17 protein-coding genes and 1 tRNA gene are annotated in these 18,659 nt (G+C 36.4%); 13 read left to right on the top strand and 5 right to left on the bottom strand.

The annotated features are described in order from the left end of the window. Positions 1–35: 35 nt before the first annotated feature. The 6 genes from CFY84_RS03660 to CFY84_RS03635 all read left to right on the top strand — a co-directional run bounded on the left by CFY84_RS03660 (position 36) and on the right by CFY84_RS03635 (position 3,825). Complete coding sequence (locus CFY84_RS03660) at positions 36–356, top strand: hypothetical protein (protein WP_228149588.1); 321 nt, start codon at positions 36–38, stop codon at positions 354–356. A gap of 127 nt (positions 357–483) precedes the next feature. Further along, a complete protein-coding gene (locus CFY84_RS03655; protein ID WP_143218754.1) occupies positions 484–753 on the top strand; it encodes a hypothetical protein in 270 nt (89 codons plus the stop codon). 363 nt (positions 754–1,116) lie between these two features. After that, positions 1,117–1,548 carry a hypothetical protein gene (locus tag CFY84_RS03650; RefSeq protein ID WP_088822829.1) on the top strand — a complete coding sequence of 144 codons (432 nt, stop codon included), beginning with the start codon at positions 1,117–1,119 and terminating at the stop codon, positions 1,546–1,548. A 35-nt stretch (positions 1,549–1,583) separates the two neighbouring features. Then, positions 1,584–2,123 carry a phage tail tape measure protein gene (locus CFY84_RS11290; protein ID WP_088822828.1) on the top strand — a complete coding sequence of 180 codons (540 nt, stop codon included), beginning with the start codon at positions 1,584–1,586 and terminating at the stop codon, positions 2,121–2,123. 117 nt (positions 2,124–2,240) lie between these two features. Beyond that, positions 2,241–3,299, top strand: a complete 1,059-nt coding sequence (locus tag CFY84_RS03640; protein WP_088822827.1) for a hypothetical protein — start codon at positions 2,241–2,243, stop codon at positions 3,297–3,299. A 1-nt stretch (position 3,300) separates the two neighbouring features. Continuing rightward, complete coding sequence (locus CFY84_RS03635; RefSeq protein WP_088822826.1) at positions 3,301–3,825, top strand: DUF6714 family protein; 525 nt, start codon at positions 3,301–3,303, stop codon at positions 3,823–3,825. Between the two features lie 410 nt (positions 3,826–4,235). Here CFY84_RS03635 and CFY84_RS03630 read toward each other — a convergent pair whose 3' ends face one another. After that, positions 4,236–4,463, bottom strand: a complete 228-nt coding sequence (locus CFY84_RS03630) for a hypothetical protein (protein ID WP_088822825.1) — start codon at positions 4,461–4,463, stop codon at positions 4,236–4,238. 100 nt (positions 4,464–4,563) lie between these two features. Here CFY84_RS03630 and CFY84_RS03625 point away from each other — a divergent pair, with 100 nt between their 5' ends. Continuing rightward, positions 4,564–5,184 carry a hypothetical protein gene (locus tag CFY84_RS03625; protein ID WP_088822824.1) on the top strand — a complete coding sequence of 207 codons (621 nt, stop codon included), beginning with the start codon at positions 4,564–4,566 and terminating at the stop codon, positions 5,182–5,184. Positions 5,185–5,420: 236 nt separating this feature from the next. Here CFY84_RS03625 and CFY84_RS03620 read toward each other — a convergent pair. Next, a tRNA-Val gene (locus tag CFY84_RS03620) sits at positions 5,421–5,497 on the bottom strand. A 249-nt stretch (positions 5,498–5,746) separates the two neighbouring features. Beyond that, positions 5,747–6,073, bottom strand: coding sequence for a hypothetical protein (locus CFY84_RS03615; protein ID WP_088822823.1), 327 nt, complete (start codon positions 6,071–6,073; stop codon positions 5,747–5,749). A gap of 227 nt (positions 6,074–6,300) precedes the next feature. On the opposite strand from CFY84_RS03615, the gene CFY84_RS03610 reads away from it, so the two are divergent. The 4 genes from CFY84_RS03610 to CFY84_RS03595 are packed head-to-tail and all read left to right on the top strand — an operon-like array spanning position 6,301 to position 9,234. Then, complete coding sequence (locus tag CFY84_RS03610) at positions 6,301–7,074, top strand: HesA/MoeB/ThiF family protein (protein ID WP_088822822.1); 774 nt, start codon at positions 6,301–6,303, stop codon at positions 7,072–7,074. 59 nt (positions 7,075–7,133) lie between these two features. Then, on the top strand, positions 7,134–8,399 hold the full coding sequence (locus CFY84_RS03605; RefSeq protein WP_088822821.1) for an ABC1 kinase family protein: 1,266 nt from the start codon (positions 7,134–7,136) through the stop codon (positions 8,397–8,399). Positions 8,400–8,435: 36 nt separating this feature from the next. Beyond that, a complete protein-coding gene (gene folB / locus CFY84_RS03600; RefSeq protein ID WP_088822820.1) occupies positions 8,436–8,813 on the top strand; it encodes a dihydroneopterin aldolase in 378 nt (125 codons plus the stop codon). Next, complete coding sequence (locus CFY84_RS03595) at positions 8,773–9,234, top strand: 2-amino-4-hydroxy-6-hydroxymethyldihydropteridine diphosphokinase (RefSeq protein WP_088822819.1); 462 nt, start codon at positions 8,773–8,775, stop codon at positions 9,232–9,234. Before folB ends, CFY84_RS03595 begins: the two co-directional genes overlap by 41 nt. Positions 9,235–9,274: 40 nt before the next feature. On the opposite strand, the gene coq7 is transcribed toward CFY84_RS03595, so the two are convergent. Then, the gene (gene coq7 / locus CFY84_RS03590; RefSeq protein ID WP_088822818.1) at positions 9,275–9,910 is read right to left on the bottom strand and encodes a 2-polyprenyl-3-methyl-6-methoxy-1,4-benzoquinone monooxygenase; all 636 of its coding nucleotides are present in this window, start codon (positions 9,908–9,910) and stop codon (positions 9,275–9,277) included. Positions 9,911–9,913: 3 nt separating this feature from the next. Continuing rightward, a complete protein-coding gene (locus CFY84_RS03585) occupies positions 9,914–11,227 on the bottom strand; it encodes an MFS transporter (RefSeq protein ID WP_088822817.1) in 1,314 nt (437 codons plus the stop codon). A 156-nt stretch (positions 11,228–11,383) separates the two neighbouring features. Between CFY84_RS03585 and CFY84_RS03580 the strand changes: the two genes are divergently transcribed. Both CFY84_RS03580 and CFY84_RS03575 read left to right on the top strand, forming a co-directional pair. Continuing rightward, the gene (locus CFY84_RS03580; RefSeq protein ID WP_088822816.1) at positions 11,384–14,110 is read left to right on the top strand and encodes an autotransporter assembly complex protein TamA; all 2,727 of its coding nucleotides are present in this window, start codon (positions 11,384–11,386) and stop codon (positions 14,108–14,110) included. A 19-nt stretch (positions 14,111–14,129) separates the two neighbouring features. After that, positions 14,130–18,656 carry a translocation/assembly module TamB domain-containing protein gene (locus CFY84_RS03575; RefSeq protein ID WP_088822815.1) on the top strand — a complete coding sequence of 1,509 codons (4,527 nt, stop codon included), beginning with the start codon at positions 14,130–14,132 and terminating at the stop codon, positions 18,654–18,656. Positions 18,657–18,659 lie beyond the last annotated feature (3 nt).

Here is an 18,659-nt window from a genome sequence, read left to right as displayed (position 1 = left end):
ACTATTCAAATAAAATAAAAACTTGTTATAGTATTATGATTTTATTAGTTATGTTGGTTGGTATGGTGACTGAATCATTTGTTATTGTAGTAAAGATTCCTGAAAGTAAATGTCCTAGAGTTCGTGGCCGCGACAAATTGATAACAGATGGTATGGCTAGTGTATATTTATCGATAAATAGCACAGCAGAAATTGCATTACAGGGTATTAGTGGATTTGGTGTCTCTGGCGGGAAAAATGCTTTAGTGGTTACAGAAAAAAGCTTTGCTATGCAAAAGGAAAAAATAGAAAACTATTTAAACAATAGATTTGGTTCTGAATGGACTCTAGATCTTGTTAGTGTAAAGCCAAATTAAAAGGTATTACTCGCTTTAACTAAAGCTACCTTTCGAGGTGGTTTTTTATTGCTCAATAAATTATATTTGTCTTAGCTATTAGGTAGGAGGATATATTAGAAGAATAATACTTATTATATGTTTGCTATTGCCTATTTTAACGTATGCTAAAAACTTGGGTTATGGGAAAACAGAATGGGGGATGACACCAGAGCAAGTTATTAATGTTGAAAAGGACAGAGCAAAACTAATAGAAGCACAACAGTATTTAAATAGTTGGGGAAAAGTCGGAATTGATACTGTTATTATCGCTGGTGACAAGTACAAAGTATTATTTCTTTTTGATCATTATGATAAGTTGATACAGGTAAATATATCTAGTATCGAGCCTTACATTCCATCACTAATTAATTTTTGATTTGAAAGGATTAATCAATTATTAACTCAAAAATATGGTAACCCACAATATAAAATATCTACTAAGGTAACGTGGAAAACTGCGACTACTACCATTGAGTTAAACAAATCATTATCAAATATTTTATTACCTTTAGCTATTCAGTATGTGCCTAATAATCAGATAGATAAAGACACATCGAATCTTTAGTTTAACCCAGATAATAGCCCACCAAACGGTGGGTTTTTTATTGCCTAAGTTAAAAAAGCGATTATTGATGCATCTACAGATATTAGCGAACAGCAAAAAATAATTGCTAAACGTGGTATTGATGAACAGGCAACTTATGAAATTGATACTTTTAGAAAAACTCAAGCATTAAAAGTGCAAGAGCTTCAAACTAAAATGGTAGATCAATTAGGTAAATCGCAAGCTAGTAGCCTTGATCTTCAAGCACGAGTCAAACTGACAAGCAATCAATATGAATCATGGGATCTTCAAAATCAATATAGTATCGACTTGAGTGCAGCTTATGATGAGCATAATACTTCTGTTAATGATATTAATAAACAGGACAAAAATGGAAACTATGAGATTGCAGATGCTCAAAAACTCCAAGAACTGCTAAATCAAGCTCATGAGTTGTATGAAGCTCAAAAATTTGAAATTACAGAGAAATATTCGCAAAAAGCAAAAGAGCTAGCTATAACTCAAACATCTGAACAGTTATCAGCATATGGCACAATGTTTGGAGGTATGGCTGATTTAGTCAAAGGCTATGCAGTGAATCAAGTGCTGCCTATAAAACACTATTAGCCGCTCAGAAAGCAGCAAACCTAGCTAGTGCAATTATGAATCGTTATGCAGCAATATCCGCTGCATGGAGTTCAGCCCCTTTTCCTGCAAATTTACCAGCTGTAGCATTCGCAACTGTAAAAACAGGTGTGTTGCAAGCCGGTATTGAAGCTGTTTCTGTAGGATTTTCTAGCGGTGGTTATACTGGTGATGGTGGTGTATTTGAACCTGCAGGTGTAGTCCATAAATGCGAGGTTGTATTCTCACAAGCTGATGTTGCAAGACTTGGCGGTGTTGGTACAGTTGAAGGTATCCGAAAGGGTATCAAAGGCTATTCTGATGGCGGTGTGGTCGGTGGATCGAGTATTACCAGTCAGTTAAACAATAGCAATCAACAGCACGGCAGTATAAATATTGAGGTGAATGTAACTGATTCAGGTGTATCAACATCCGGTGCAAGTACAGACAACCAAAAACAACTAGGTCAAATGATTGGTAATGCGGTAAGGGCGATTATTCAACAAGAGCAGCGTCAAGGAGGGCTACTGAGTAAAGAGATTGTTGCTACCAAAAGAGATAGGCTGCTTTTTAAATAGCTTACTTTTAATTAATGTGACTTAAATATCTCATTAAAATATAAATGTTAATAAATATGAAATATTAATTATAAATGTCTAATATATCACATATATTTTTACATGAATATTTAAGAAATGAAAGTGAATTACTTTAAGAAATTTTTAGTCATCACATTAATTTTTGTGATGCAGTTTCAATGTGTCTATGCTACTGCCATCATTGATGGCTGGAGTTTTGGGAATCCTGTACAAAATGGAGTAACAACAACCTATGATGTGACAAAAGAAGCCGCAGGTAGGGTTTTTGAAAGCACAATATCCATATCTTCAAGCACAACTCAGATTGTAAAATATCTTATAAAAGATGGCTCATCAGAATTAGCTATGGCTGCTATGATGCAAGCCGTACCAAATGGCAAAGATTTTATTATTTTTAATCAAAATCTTAATTATACTTTAAAAGAAAACAACCAGAATACTCCCAAGTATAAATACAGTTCTCCTTTTGATTATGGTGATGTTTATACGTTAACTCAGGCTCGTAATCATCTTAAACGTAGTCTCAATGAATATCCAGGTGAGGGGAATTACTTTATAACCGTCTGCATAGATCTTAAAGAAAAATATGAATGTTATTGGGGGAATAAAAGAGAAGAAAGCGAGCCTCTAAGGTCTGTTTATTTTTCCCGTACATCAAATGACGAATACAATTCAAGGGTAAAATCTAAAACTTTATCTCTGAAAACTATAGCAAATAAAATTATTAATCTAGCGAATCAGGAAAATTCTGCGGCTAAAGATTATATTGCTGCTTCAAACCAAGATTTAGTTGATAATGATGAGAAAAAGAAAAAATCTCTAGCTGCTCAGTTAGATGCTAAATTACAAAAAGCACAAACGAAGCAACCTAATGACTGCCCAAGTGGAATAAGAAATAAAAATGGCGACTGTTGGATTTGTTCTAAAGAATCTCATTATCCAATTACTAGAGCAACACGAGATGCTAAAACTGCTACAAGAGGTAAAAGCTGTCAACAAATAACTGATAGAGCTGTAAAGGCTGCTAATGCTAATCTTTTCAGAAATTTAATAAATGCAAGAGTAAATGAAAACTCTTGCTGGTTGCCACCAGATGAAAATCATATAAAAAGGCTTAATGAAGATAGAATAGCTTTAAGTTATTGTGAGAACTGATATGGATTTAAAATTAAAACATATTCAAGATATATTCCCTACAAAAGAGCTAGGTAATCACCGTTCATTATTTGAATGTGATTTTTATGATACACATTATAGATATTATGATGAAGTAGATGGCGAATATTTATCCGCAGTAAACCTTTCTGCTGAAAATTTAATTTTAGCATACAACATGGATTATCCTAATTTTTATCAAAAAATTGGTATTATTGCTGCTACTTCACGCACTAGACCAAACGAGAATATAAAAACGTGGAAAGATATAACTTATGAATATTTATACTATTTTAGTGACTCATGTAGTTACTTAGATTCAGAAGGATTTAAGTTTTATCTCCCCGCAGCAATCTACTATGTTTTGGTAAAGCCAGAAAATAACAACAGTTTTATAGATCATTTTCTTTATAGGTTAGAGTTTCGATGGGATCTTGATAATCATGTTTTTAATAATGATCAAAAAAGATTTATTAGACTTTTTATAAATGATTATCATAAGAGAGATTTTTTTTGGATTAGTTAATTAATACTTTAATTTCTTTTATATTGAGATTGAGGTTCCGATGATAGATAAATTTGAACAAAATAAACTCTCAATTACATGATGCAAGACTGTTTGGTTTTTTCTTGGAAATTGACGAAAATTAAATGGATTTAAATTTCATTGTATATGCACAAGTTTTTTCTGATCATGATTTTGATCTTGAGTTATATTCGCTTGAAAAAGTCCTTGTTGTCTTCAAAAAAAGCTTCTATTCATAAATTAAGTATTGATAATGACTTAGATGGTGGGCAGTTTTTTATTGTCGATATAATGGTTGAAAGATTGCAAGATAATAAATTTGAATTTAATAAAACATCCATAGAGTTGATCATATAGGAACATAGAGTCTTTAGGGTGCATAAAATACTGGTCAAGTGTTTTTATCTCTTTTAATTTAAATGCATCATCAATGAAAGCTTTTCATTTAATGGATTGTCATAAGTTTTTTGAGCAGCTTGCTTGGCTTGTTCTGGTGTTAGATTATTTGTTGCTGGGGCTAAAGAAGGGTTAGACTTAATGAGCTCATCTTGTGCTTTAGCTAAATCACTTTGGCTGGGTTCTTTTGCGATGGTTTCCTGTTGCGACTGTGCTGACTCTTCAAGTTTTGAACACCCCATAATTATAAATGTACTTAAACATCAGCTAAGTAAAGTTTTTTCATAGATAAAATCTAATCCATGTATAATTTTGAGATTATATTTTATACACAAATAAGCTATGAAAAAACTTCATTGGTCTTGGATAGTCACATTTATATGGGTTGGTATTGTTATAGTTGTGCCAATTTTTTGTTCTAGTATTGATAAACCCAGTAAGCTAAATGAATGGGGTGACTATTTAGCAGGTGCATTTTCACCGCTTGCATTTTTTTGGTTGATTATGGGTTATTTACAACAGGGTAAAGAGTTAAAAAATAGTATAGAGGAGCAAAGAAATAGTGTTGAAGAGCAGAAAAACATTGGAAAACATCAAGAAAATCAGGTGAAAATATTGCAAGAACAACTGCAAAAAAACTTAGAATGGCAAGAGGTTCAAATGAATCAAAGAGAGCCATATTTTATATTAGAAGCTTTAAATAGTAATACCATAAAAATAAAGAACATAGGGGGAGAAGCTAGATATTTGCAAGAAAGTGCTATTTATATAAAGGGTTGTAGTCAATTAAAGTATGGCGATGTAGTACAGTTTTCAATTGATAAAGAGCTTTCTGGTGTTCTTACTATAAAATATATGAATTATTTAAATCAAAAATACTACGTTAGATTTAAGATTTTTAAAAATGATGATAGCACTTATGCTTTTCAACAAAGCACTGTTGTAAAAATATCAGATAATTGATACTTAAAAAAACCACCTCAGTAAACACCTCCCCACTCACATTATTATCTTTTAACTCGCTAGGCTCAAAAAACTCAATTGGTGCGAGTGCAGAATAAATCAGTAATTCACAAATAGACAAAAAGTGTCTATTTTGATGTTTTTAGAGTATATAACAAAGGAAAGGGGATTAAGCATTAAACATAAAAAAAGGGCTCACAAGTCATTGAATTTGCTTGTAAACCCTTGATAAATCTTGGTAGGCGTATCCAGATTCGAACTGGAGACCTCTACGATGTCAACGTAGCGCTCTAACCAACTGAGCTATACCCCTAAGATGCAGTGAATCATAGCGATAGATGTTAATGAAAGCAAGTATTGCATAAAGAAGAATACATCAAATGACTATAAAATATTCAATGCGATAAAAGAAAGATAATTTGATGATATGAATGAATTGGCTGTGTAAATGACAAGGGCAATGTTGGAGGCAGGCAAGATTGTTTTTAATAAATAAAGTTGTGTAATCACTGAGTTTTAAAAATAAGTAGCCAAAAGCAAGTGAAGCTTTTGGCATAAATTTTTAGCAACGGCCCGCGGCTTTTAATAAGGCATTACACTGTTGATTGTTATTTTTTACTGAATTTGATCCAGAACATATCGCACTTGAATTAATCACACCAGCAACAGTTGTGATATAGCATTGATACGATTTCCCTTTTGTTGTTGCTACAAAGTTAATAGAATCTATTGAAGATGTTCTATTTGAAATAGCGACCCGATCTGCTGTGGTATTTAAAGCAAATGCTGCTTTATTGGCTAAAGAAGTGTCTTTAATTACAGCATTCCCGACAGTACCGCAACTTGCAATCAATGCGCTTAAAACAGTGAGTAAAAACAGTTTATTCATTCTTGTGTACCTTTACTATATTTAATTCACATTTAAACATAAAAAAGAGACTTATTAAACAAATCAATGGTGATTTGGGGTAAGTCATGCATATAAAACAAAATAAAAAGTTTGTTTTAATAATGATGATGTATTCATGTGTGATTAGATCAATGGGTAGCCAAGCTAGGCATAGACCAAATATCGCCCTTTTGTTATGGTAAGCGCATGACCGCAGGATACTGAAGATGGATAATCGTTCTACTGATCATTGGCAAGAGTTGTCAGATGATGAAATACATTTATATAGTCGGCAAATACTGCTTGAAGATTGGGATTTACAAGCCCAAGAAAAAATAAATATGTCAAATGTACTTATTGTTGGGGCAGGTGGAATAGGTTGTATTGTTGCTGAGTTATTAGCGCGTGCAGGCGTAGGAAAAATCACTATTGTTGATCATGACAAAATAGAAACCAGTAATTTACAAAGGCAGTTGGCATTTGAGCCAAACCATATTGGATATTATAAAGCTGATATTTTGGCACAAAAGATTAAACAGATTAATCCTCACATTGATGTAGTTAGCTTATGCCATTCTGTAGTTAATGAAAATATAGCGCAATTGTTCAAGACACAAGATTTAATTTTAGATGGATGTGATAATTTTGGGACGCGGTATTTAGTCAATCAGTACGCGATGAAGATGAAAATTCCTTTAATAAGCGCATCTGCCATTGGTTATCATGGGCAAATTATGATGGCTACATCGGAAACAGCGTGTTACCAATGCTTATTTCCTCAAGACAGTGTCAATGATACTTTGACTTGTCACAATAGTGGTGTTTTAGCTACTGTACCGAATGTGATTGGTGCATTACAAGCACATCATGCATTGCTTTATTTAGGTCTAGAACGTCGCCCACTTCAGCAAAAGCTCTTGGTTTGGAATGGCTTAAACATGACCCAACGCATTGTACAGTTTGAAAAAGATGAAAATTGTTTGATCTGCGCGACAAAATAACATAAATATTTGTTTTTTTGCTAATATCAATAGAGTGGTAAGGGTTGAACTGATTATTTATGAATAAAAATACTGTAATAAACGGCGCACAGTCGGTCACACGTGTAGGTAAGACAGCATTTGTTGCTGTGAAAGCAGGGATTAAATATGCTGCCCAGCAGCCACACCCTGCAAAATTAATGCGTGAGACATTTGAAGAGTTGGGTTCTACGTATATTAAGTTAGGGCAGTTTATTGCCAGTACACCTTCTTTATTTCCCCGTGAGTTTGTTGAGGAGTTTCAAGGCTGTTTAGACCAAACACCGAAACTGCCATTTAGTTATATTCAGCATGTACTTGAAACTGAATTTGAAGGGCGTCCTTTAACAGAGATCTTCGCATCAATTGATGAAACTCCGTTGGCATCTGCATCTATTGCTCAAGTGCATGCTGCACAATTGGTATCAGGCGAGCAAGTTGTCATCAAAGTCCAAAAACCAGGGGTTGAAAATATTTTATATACTGACCTGACAGTTTTGCATTGGTCTGCAAAAATCCTTGAGCGTTTTGTACCTAAAATTAAATTTGCATCCCTTGCCGATATTGTAGAAGAAATTAAAACCCGTATGGTTCGTGAGGTTGATTTCATTGAAGAGGCGAACAATATTGATGACTTCTTAAATTATGTGCACAGCCAACATGTAGAGCATGTAACAGCACCACATGTTTATCGTCAGCATTCCACCCGCCGTGTCTTAACCATGCAGCGTTTATATGGTGTGCCATTAACTGACTTTGAAGTGGTTAAACAATATAGCAAAGACCCATCACAAGTTTTAATCAGTACCATGAACGCATGGTTTGGTAGCTTGACCATGTGTAAAAGCTTTCACGCTGATTTACATGCAGGCAATGTAATGTTGCTTGAAGATGGGCGAATTGGTTTTATTGATTTTGGTATTGTTGGACAATTAGAACCCAAAGTATGGTCAGCAAGCTTAACGTTTATGGATGCATTGCAACATACCAATTATCAGGCGATGGCTGAAAGTATGCTCGATATGGGTATGACACATCGCCAAGTGGATACCCATGCATTGGCACAAGATATTGAGCGTTTGTTTAATGGTGTAGTGTTAGCGGATCCGCAAAAAATATTGGCAAGTAATCCTGCTGATTTAAACCATATTATGCTTGATATTGTCACGGTAGGTGAACAGCACGGCATCCGTTTTCCTCGTGATTTTGCGTTATTGTTTAAGCAAATCTTATATTTTGATCGATTTATGAAAGTACTTGCGCCATATACTGATATTTATGCAGATCAGCGTTTGCATATGAAATAATATGGTGATTTTTCATGGTCGTAATGGGTAGTGTGCATGGATATTATTCTAATTGAAGGTTTAAAAGTCGAAACAGTGATTGGTTGTTTTGCTTGGGAGCGAGAAATTTATCAACCATTGTTGTTAGATTTAGAAATTTCACATGATTTATCCAAAGCAGCGCAATCTGATGAGCTTGATGATACGGTAAATTATGCTGAAATTTGTGAAATGAGTGCTGTCGCGATTCAAACTAAAAAACCACAACTGATTGAGCATGCGGCTCAATTGGTTTTAGAAGCATTATTTAATGCGTTTGGTGGTATAGACAAAATTATAATTACAATCCGTAAGCCTGCAATTATTCCGCAAGCACAATCGGTCGGGATTCGCCTTGAACGCCAAAGAAATGATTTACGCGCTATCACTCGCTAGTAATTTAGAGGCCGAGCAGCATATTGGTTGGGCGATTGAACAACTCTCAAGTCTTGGAGAGCTGACATTGTCACAGTTTTTTGACATTCCATGCCGAGATGGGGTGGGAGAAGGTTATATAAATGGTGCATGTATATTAAAAACTAAGGCCTATACCAAAGGTCAAATCATTACACTGTTGAAAGACTTAGAACATCAAGCTGGGCGAGTTCGTCCTTCACATAGTGTGTCATTGGATATTGATTTAATTGCATGGCAAGAAAGTGAAACATGGCAATTTAATCTAAAAAAAATGCCATTAACATTTGATGTGAAATTACCACTATCAGAAATTATGCAGCACGCAGAATTAGAAATTGATCAGCATGAGCATATGACCTATTGCATTAAGCCTATTATTCCAATGCAACATAGGGTGTGATGGCATTGCATCAGCCCTATGTTATTGCCAAGCCAAGTGGTTAAATGTAATAGCTTGTTTTGGTCATAAATTTTGAGATGGCTGTCATGGTTACACAAATGGGTGGTGGAAGCTCAACACCACCGGCTTGAATTGCAGCATTTCGGTGTGCAAGCTCGTCTTCATTCATTTGCAATAATATTTCTCGCGAGCGATGGTCACTTGCAGGCAGTTGAGACAAATGATCTTGTAAATGTAAGCTGACTTGTCGTTCAGTTTCAGCCACAAAGCCCAAGCTGTATTTATCGCCTGCCAAACCTGCTAATGCACCCATTGTAAACGACATGGCATACCACATAGGGTTTAACAAACTTGGCACGCTATCAAGTTCAATCAGTCGGTCTTCACACCATGCAAGATGGTCTTGTTCCTCAACGGCAGCATGTTCCATTTCTTGCCTTACTGTCGGCAGTTTTGCTGTTAATGCTTGACCATGATATAGCGCTTGCGCACAAACTTCACCACTGTGGTTAACACGCATTAAGCCTGCTACATGTCGTGCTTCTTTGATTGTTAATTTTGCATCATGGTTATGTGCTGGATTGGCACGATGTGCAGTTGTTGCACCGGGCACGAGGCTTCGTAAGCTTTGATCAAATGACTGAATGAGCCGATCGATACTTGAGTAATCACGCATGGTTTAATCCTCGGGTATCTTAGATTGTTGAAGTAATGGTATTATTTTTTTGAGCAACCAAACGCAGAAAAAAGCACTAAATATTGCTGTAATAGAAAACAATACCGTCATATCTAATTTTAAGACACTTAAAATTAAAATTGAAAATACCGCTGATGACACCATAAAAACAGCATTTAAAATATTGTTTGCAGCCACTACACGTGCTCGATGAGAAGACGGTGAGTGCACTTGCATTAATGCATAAAGCGGCACGATATAAAAACCACCACTGATGCCCAATAAAATAATTGCAAACATCACATGATAGTAAATTAGACCGTGTGTAAACACATCAGCTAAGCCTAAGATAACATCAGAATGGGGTGCATAATGTAAAGCAATCGATAAATATATTGCAAAAATGGTTAAACCTATCGCACCCACAGGCACCATTTTGATGTTAACTTCAGATCCACCAATTTTACGGCACAATAATGAGCCGATACCAATTCCCACAGAGAATAATGTCAGTAGTAAGCTGACTACATTTTCAGAGGCATGTAAATAGTGGTGGGTTAATTCAGGAATTTGAGTGAGATAAGATGCGCCATAAAACCAATACCATGAGTTACCAAGCAGAATTAAGTAAACGAGGGGAAGGCTTTTTGCATATTTGATAGTTTGCCAACTGGTGCGAAAGAAATGCCAATCAATTTTTAAATTTGCATCATTGACAGGTTGCGTCAAAATAAAACGGCTTGATAAATAACCCAAAACGGCAATGATGATGACAGTTGCACAGACCCAAATGAGTGAACCTGCAGAAAGTGAAATGACAGTACCACCTAAAATCATCCCCAATAAAATGGCAAGGGATGTGCCTGTTTGAAATAATGCATTGCCTGTCATGAGTTCATCAGGTTTTAAAATTTCAGGTAAAATGGCATATTTGATGGGGCCAAAAAAGGTAGAATGAATGCCCATTAAGAACAATGCAAACAATAACACCCAAATATGTCCAATTAAAAAACCAATCGAACCAATCAACATAATAATAATTTCAAATAACTTAATTAGGCGAATAAGTTTTGCCCGCTCAAAACGATCTGCAATTTGCCCTGCGGTCGCTGAAAAAATAAAATAAGGTAAAATAAATAACAGGGCAGCTAAATTGTTGAGCATACTGACATTATTCTGGGTCTGCTGAATAATCCCATAAGTAATGACCAATAATAAAGACTGTTTATACACATTATCATTGAGTGCGCCAAAAAATTGAGTAAAAAACATCGGCAAAAAACGTCGTGATGTCATCAAGGATTGTCTTTTTTCCATATGTATATACGCTCAAAAATACTGCATTATTGTTGATAAGAGATTATCTCATTATTAAAATGATGTATGATATAAAGAATATTGATGTATGAAGGCTTTGTGTTTGTTCAAAGATCAACATCATTCCGACAATAAAAAAACTGGTTGTTGTTCTCTATGCTTTTAAAAACACACTTTAAAAAGTTATTACTTGTGCAGCATGTCCAATCGATATTAAAAATAAGTGACTTGCATCATTTGGTTTGCGTGAGCATATTATTGAGCTTTTGTTCATCATATGCCAATGCCCAACAAGAGCCACCATCATTGGATCAACGCAAAGATACTGCACAAGAATCAGAGAAAGGCTCCGCTTCAATACCAAGTGTAACGCAAAATACATCACTAGATACATCACAAGATCTAAAAAATCAATCTGCTACAGACAGTATGCAATTATTAGAGCAGCAACAAAAGAACCCTGCTTTAACGGATTTTAAACCCATTGATCTCAGTGAACTTGAAAATTTACCTGTATCTACCGTTGATCCTAAAATTGCACAAGAAATTGACCAGGCTGCTGCTGCTGCAAAACAACAAGCTATTGATAACCGAAAAGCCAATCAGCCGATTATTAATACGGGTATTTCACCACAGACCCAACAACAGTTAACACAAATTGATGAACAAGCTGTGAATGTGACGGAATTTCGTCAGTCAATTGAAGCTGCACACAATAATGATATAAAAAATGCCCGTGAAGGCAATAGCAGCACCAAAGGTGCCATTTTTAACGACTCAACATTTGAGATTCAGCCTGAAAAGAAAGAAGAAAAAGGCTTTTTCAAACGCTTAGTTGCAAAGCTCAAACCGACCAGTTTTTCAATACCTAAAATTACCGCTGAAGTGGAAGGTGCAGGTGAGACACTACTTGCAACCAATATCAAAAATAAATTATCGACCTTCACACAAGAAGCATTTGAAGATTATACCGCTGCATTGCCACAGTTAAGATCGCAAGCCACACAAGCTGCCCAAGCTGTGGGATATTATGATGCAACCTTTAAGTTTCAGAAGTTGAGTAACACCAAAGTTAAGGTGATTGTGACTCCGAATGAACCTGTTAAAGTTCAATCACAAAACATTGAATTTACAGGTGCTGGGGAAAATGAACCACAATTTCAAGTTATTCGTTTAATTCCAGAGCTTGATGTTGGAAGTATTTTAAATCAAGGAAGCTATGATAAAACCAAGCTTCGTATCACTGATGTCGCCTCAGACAATGGTTATTTTGATGGTTATTGGCGCTTACATGATTTAAGAATTCAACGTCCAGAAAATGTGGCTGATATTAATTTAAAGTATGAAACAGGCGAGCGTTATAAATTAGCCAATGTTGAATTTCGGATGAGTGATCCGAAAAAACCTTTTCCGCTTCGTATGAGCGTATTAAAAAGCTTAGTGCCTTGGCAACCGGGTGATGATTATACCTCTTGGCGTATTAATACCTTGGCCAATGGTTTAACGAACAGTCGTTACTTTAATTGGAGCTTGGTTGAAACCATTAAACCTGATCCACTCACTAAAGTTGAAGAGTTACCACCTGACATACAAAAACTCGTTGATGAGCGGAAAATTACCAAAGGCGAAGCGCTTGCTACCAATCCTGATGATGAAATTGCCAATCAAGCAGATGTGGTTGCAACACCACCTATTAAACAAAATGTGGTAGATGAAAAAAGCTTTGCAGGGACAGAAAATAAAACGTCAAAAAATAAAAAAGATGATGTGGTCGATCAGCAAGATCAACAAGAAGACGATAATGAACTGGCAGCTATGAAAGCTGATGCAAGAAAAAAGAAAGAAATTCCTGTGGTTGTGACCTTAAATGCTGACAAATTAAATAGTGCAGAATTGGGTGTCGGTTTTGGTACAGATACAGGTGTTCGTTTACGTACACAATACCGCCGTGCCATTGTGAACAGTTATGGACATGCATTTGATGCCAACATGGAGCTGTCTCAGATTCGGCAGGCCATTGATACGCACTATACCATTCCTTATAAGCATCCAATTAATGATTACTTTAATTTGGTCACAGGCTATGAGCGAGAAGAGTTTACTGGCGTTGGACCAAGCACAAGCTTAACGATTCAAAGTGGTATCGCAGGTGCAGAGCGTGTTATTCGTAACCCAATTGGGGGATGGCAACATACTTTTGGTTTTCGCTATCGTTTAGATAAAATTCAGCAAGTTGGTAATGTCAATTCAGATGATATTCCGGCTGCTTTTTTAAGACCAGGCTCGAATCCGAACCAACAAGCGCTTCTATTTGGATATCAATTGTCTAAAACAGACAGTAATGATGCAGTTAATCCAGTCAAAGGCTTTAAGCAAAACTATAAAATTCAGCTCGGCTCAAAATCTGTAGTTTCAGATGCCAATATGGCAATTTTAAGTGCTGATTGGGGCTTTTTATATTCTTTAGGTGAAAACTATAATCATCAATTTGTGCTAGGTGCACAAGTGGCTTATATCTTTACCGATGATTTTAATAATGTGCCATATAACTTGCGCTTTTTTGCGGGTGGTGATCAAAGTTTAAGAGGTTTTGATTATAAAACTTTATCGCCTGAAGAAAATGGCTACCGCATTGGTGGTCAAGCTTTAGCTGTTGGTTCAGTAGAATATAACTATCAATTTAAACCGGGCTGGAGAGCCGCTGTATTTACCGATTTTGGTAATGCATTTGATAAAACATTTAGTAACTCCGCAGCATATAGCGTGGGTTTAGGTATTCGTTGGCAATCCCCAATTGGGCCGATTCGTTTAGACATCGCCTCAGGGATCTCAGATCCGGGCCGTCCTATTCGATTGCACTTCTTTATTGGTTCTCAAATTTAATTGGGGCGAGTATTTATACATGACTGAGCTTGAAAAGAATAATCCATCATCAAACAATAAAAATGCACCAAAACGTAGCTGGTTAAAGCGAGTTTTATTTTCAATTTTGGGTATTTTTATTATCCTATTGATCGCATTAACCCTGATGTTTTCTACCGACCGAGGCAGTAAGTTTTTGCTTGATCGTGTGCTAGAAAATCAAACTATGATGAGCTATCAGTATGAAAAAGGAAGTATTTTAAATGGACTTATTTTAAATCATTTAGATATTAACTTAGATGGATTACAAATTAAAATTAAACGTGCTGATGTTGTCATTGGTTGGCGCGCTATTTTGCAAAAAGAAGTCCATTTTTCGCGTGCTGAAATTCAACAACTTGAAATTATCAATAAGAAGCCGCCAAGTAATACCCCGTTTGAATTTAGCCCAATTCAAATGCCCATTATGCTGCGTTTAGATTTGGCCAATATTGATGTACTTCGATTAGTCACAACCACATCAAGCACTGAAATTAAAAATATTCAATTAAAAGACACTTTATGGCGTGACACATTACTCACGTTTAAAGATACAAAATTGAGCATTGATGAATATGTTCATATTAAGCAAGCATATGGAAGAATGGATTTTAAAGAGAAATATCCATTAAAAGCGACAGCAAATGTTGATATTCCGTCATTACATAGCTTGAATATTAAAAATGTATACTTAGATGCAAGAGGGTCTCTAGACACAGTGACGGCTGGATTTGTTACTCACACTCCAGACCAACTTACAGGTCGTATGGTGGTACATCCTGTACGTGATAATGTTCCAATGTATGGGCAAGTGAACTTTAAAAACTACCATTGGCCATTTGCGGCAGATCAAGCCTTATATACTGCTTCAGGCATTGCACGTTTGAATGGTTCAGCCTCAGATATGAATGTGAATTTAGCCACAGATTTGGTGGGTAAAGATGTTCCTGAAGGAAACTATCAAGCAAAACTATATGTTGACTATGTTAAACAGATGAACATCAACCAATTCAATGGTCAGTTGATGGGTGGACAAATTAATTTATCTGGCATATTGAATTGGGAAAAAGCTTTAAAATGGGATATTAAAGGTCAGTTGAGCGGATTAAAAGCATCTGAAAAGTCTATTCCTGAAAGTATTCGTGAGTTTTTACCACCAACGATGGATGGTAAGTTAGGGTCAGCTGGGCATTTAGAAGCAGGTACGCATCTCAATGCGTTTATCGATTTCAATCAGTATGAATCACTCAAACTAAACCTTGACCAAAAAGAAGACCAAATAGGTAAAGATGGTAAACCTGTGGTTCAACCACTTGATTTACACGTATCATGGGCGAATATGAACCGCGCATTGCCTTATATTGGATGGTTAAATAGTCCAACAGGTGATGCCAAGATTAATTTAACTGATAAGAAAAATACCATTGCTGTGCAAACTACGGTCATTCAGCATGAAAAAAGTCTATTGCCTGGTGGAAAATATCAAGCTGATACCATCATGCAAGGTGATGATATTCACATCCCTAATTTTAGTTATTTAACAGACAAAGGCAGTTTAAGTGGACAGGCTCAAGTAGGATTGCCTACAGATAAGCGTGAGTTAAAATGGAATGCTGCTTTAAATGCCAAGAATTTTAATCCGCAGACTGTAAGCCCTGCGGCACCATTTGATCAATTGAATGGGTTTATTAAAGCCAATGGTTATTCAGAAAAAAATAAACAGATTATTCATTTAAATGCCATTGATTTAACAGGTCAGCTTGCAGGTCAAAAAGAAACTGTGCGTTTGGCAGGACAAACCACAGCATCTGTATTAATGAATGATGAAAAGCAAGGCGGTGGATTACGCGGTTATGGCGTAGTGTATGACGGTAGCTTAACATCTAGCCAATATAAAGATGCTAGTGGGTTACTACAATTTAAAATTTCAGGTACTCAAGATACAGTTAACATTGGTCAATTTAAACATGAAGGTGTGGCTGGAAAGATTCTTGCGAACGGTCAAGTCAACTTGAAAAATGGGATTGGTTGGGATGTAAATGCCTCTTTGGTTCGATTTAAACCGCAATATTTTGCCTCAAGTGTTCGTGGCGAAATTTCAGGTGTGGTGAAATCAAAAGGTATTTGGAGCGATAAAGCACAGCGTATTTCAATTGATGATCTCAACTTGGCAGGCACTTTAAATAACCAAGTTTTGCGTGGTAAAGGTAACTTAAGCTTAGTGATGAATTCACAAGATAAAAAATTACTGCCACAACATTTCCAAGCCAATCAATTGTTCTTGGCATATGCTGGGAACCAAGTTCAAGTCTCTGGTAATGTGCAAAAGTTAAATATTAAACTCAATGCACCTGCATTATATAATTTATATCCTGGTTTGCGTGGACGAGCGTATGGTGTTGTTCAAATGCAAACACAGCCAAGCATTAAAGCAACAGCCAATGTCAATATTGATCAATTCGGTTTTGGCAGTAGTATTAGTGTAGAAAAAGTACGTATTCGTGGTGAGCTTCCAACCTCTGATACAACACCAACCACACTTAAAGCTGAAATGGAAAATTTAAGATCGGGAAGCCGTCAAATTCAGTATGGCGGTTTAACGCTTTCAGGAACGCGGGGTGCACATATTGCAAGTCTACAAGGCTGGAACAGGTACTCGAAGTTTTATGTACAGCTCAATGGTGGCTTTAACGCAAGTAATGACTGGGTTGGGCAAATTCAAAAAGGGACATTTGACTCTGTTCGCGCTGTGTTGAACCAACAACAAAATGCCAATGTGATTTATCGCAGTGCCAATAAACAGCTATATATTAGTGAACATTGTTGGGCAAGTAATCAAAGCCAATTGTGTTTTGATCAACCTATTCAGGTGAGTTCAACACAAGGTAATGTGTCATTCTTGGCCAATAATTTAAACTTAAATGATTTTGCTGCATTTATGCCAGATGGTCTTGCCATGACAGGTCAAGTTGATGGTTATGCTAAAGCATCATGGGCACAAGGTAAAAAACCAAATATTGATGCTAAGATTTTGGCACAAAATGGACAAATTGGTGTGGCAGCAGATGATCCTGATGACCCTGCATCGACCACAAGCTATCAGCAGATGAGTTTGTTGGCAAGAAGTGTGACAGATGGTTTATTACTACGATTTGATGTAAAAACTGCAAATATTGGTAATGGATATGCCAATGTTACCATTAACCCATATCAAGATAATCTGCCAATGCAAGGAGAAGCTGCATTCTCTAAAGTTGATTTACAGTTCTTAAAACCGTTTATTCCAGATGTTAGAACCATTGGAGGGACACTTGATTTTGCCGCAAAAATTGGTGGTACGATTAAAGAGCCATTGGTTACTGGGGACTTACGTTTAAGAAATGGGGTACTGAATATGATTTCAGTGCCTGTCAATTTAAATAACATTCAGTTGTATTCAGCATTACGCCAAAATAAAGCATCCATTATGGGTATTTTAAACAGTGGGCCTGGTGTGGCGAGATTAGATGGACAAGTCAGTTGGGATGGTGATCCAAGAGTTCAATTAAAAGTGCAAGGTGATAACTTGCTTGTGCGTCAAGCACCAGTGGTGACCGCGCTTGTAAATACCACGATTGAATTAGACATGTATCCATCTAAACGCAGCGTTTCTGTGAAAGGGAAAATAGAAATACCCCGTGCCATTATTAACATGCCTGAAACCAGTCCTGATGTGATTAATGTGTCATCTGATGCACGTGTTGTATATTCAGGGGATGATTTAATTGCTGTATTAAAAGCTGCTAAACCGTGGTCAATTCAAGCAGATGTCGATTTATCGCTTGGCGATCGGGTGATTTTCCAAGGCTTTAATAGTCGAATTCCACTGACAGGGCGATTATATTTATCTCAGCGTGGTTTAGAACCTGCAATGAGTGCTAGTGGTGCAATTGGAATCAGTCAAAAAGTGAAAGTTGAAGCATATGGTCAATCGCTTGACTTGAATCGTGCAATTGCGCGTTTTAATGGGCCATTGGCAAATCCAACTTTAGACATTGATACCAACAAAAAAATCTCCAATACCACAGTAGGTGTCCGTATTACAGGGACAGCAATTGCACCGAATATTCAAATCTATAATGATGGCGGATTGTCAGAGCAAGAATCTTTAAATGCTTTGGTGACGGGTCGTATTAATGAAGGCAGTAATAACGTCAGTCAAACAGAAGGCTTTAAATCTGATGTTAACAATACTTTGGCGGCTGCAGGGTTAAGCTTAGGTTTAGGCGGTACACGTGGTTTCACCAACCAAATTGGTCAAGCATTTGGTTTAAGTGGCTTGGCACTAGATGCTCAAGGAACAGGTGATGATACGCAAGTGAGTGTAACAGGGTATATCACTCCTGATTTATATCTACGTTATGGTATGGGAGTCTTTACCGCCGTAAATAAATTGACACTGCGTTATCAGATTAACAAGCGTTTATATTTAGAAGCGAGTGAATCGGTTGAACGTGCCGTTGATATTTTCTATAACTGGCGTTTTTAACGC

The sequence above is a fragment of the Acinetobacter apis genome (genome assembly GCF_900197575.1).
GTDB lineage: Bacteria > Pseudomonadota > Gammaproteobacteria > Pseudomonadales > Moraxellaceae > Acinetobacter > Acinetobacter apis.
Note: the sequence above shows the minus strand (reverse complement) of the source record. Positions and strands in the feature narration are given on the sequence as shown.

What these genes read in the sequence shown, in the direction of transcription:
- CFY84_RS03580 (WP_088822816.1), top strand. Translation starts at nt 11,384, where the DNA reads ATGCTTTTAAAAACACACTTTAAAAAGTTATTACTTGTGCAGCATGTC.
- CFY84_RS03640 (WP_088822827.1), top strand. Translation starts at nt 2,241, where the DNA reads ATGAAAGTGAATTACTTTAAGAAATTTTTAGTCATCACATTAATTTTT.
- CFY84_RS03610 (WP_088822822.1), top strand. Translation starts at nt 6,301, where the DNA reads ATGGATAATCGTTCTACTGATCATTGGCAAGAGTTGTCAGATGATGAA.
- CFY84_RS11290 (WP_088822828.1), top strand. Translation starts at nt 1,584, where the DNA reads ATGAATCGTTATGCAGCAATATCCGCTGCATGGAGTTCAGCCCCTTTT.
- CFY84_RS03585 (WP_088822817.1), bottom strand. Translation starts at nt 11,227, where the DNA reads ATGGAAAAAAGACAATCCTTGATGACATCACGACGTTTTTTGCCGATG.
- CFY84_RS03625 (WP_088822824.1), top strand. Translation starts at nt 4,564, where the DNA reads ATGAAAAAACTTCATTGGTCTTGGATAGTCACATTTATATGGGTTGGT.
- CFY84_RS03635 (WP_088822826.1), top strand. Translation starts at nt 3,301, where the DNA reads ATGGATTTAAAATTAAAACATATTCAAGATATATTCCCTACAAAAGAG.
- CFY84_RS03615 (WP_088822823.1), bottom strand. Translation starts at nt 6,073, where the DNA reads ATGAATAAACTGTTTTTACTCACTGTTTTAAGCGCATTGATTGCAAGT.
- folB (WP_088822820.1), top strand. Translation starts at nt 8,436, where the DNA reads ATGGATATTATTCTAATTGAAGGTTTAAAAGTCGAAACAGTGATTGGT.
- CFY84_RS03605 (WP_088822821.1), top strand. Translation starts at nt 7,134, where the DNA reads ATGAATAAAAATACTGTAATAAACGGCGCACAGTCGGTCACACGTGTA.
- coq7 (WP_088822818.1), bottom strand. Translation starts at nt 9,910, where the DNA reads ATGCGTGATTACTCAAGTATCGATCGGCTCATTCAGTCATTTGATCAA.
- CFY84_RS03660 (WP_228149588.1), top strand. Translation starts at nt 36, where the DNA reads ATGATTTTATTAGTTATGTTGGTTGGTATGGTGACTGAATCATTTGTT.
- CFY84_RS03630 (WP_088822825.1), bottom strand. Translation starts at nt 4,463, where the DNA reads ATGGGGTGTTCAAAACTTGAAGAGTCAGCACAGTCGCAACAGGAAACC.
- CFY84_RS03575 (WP_088822815.1), top strand. Translation starts at nt 14,130, where the DNA reads ATGACTGAGCTTGAAAAGAATAATCCATCATCAAACAATAAAAATGCA.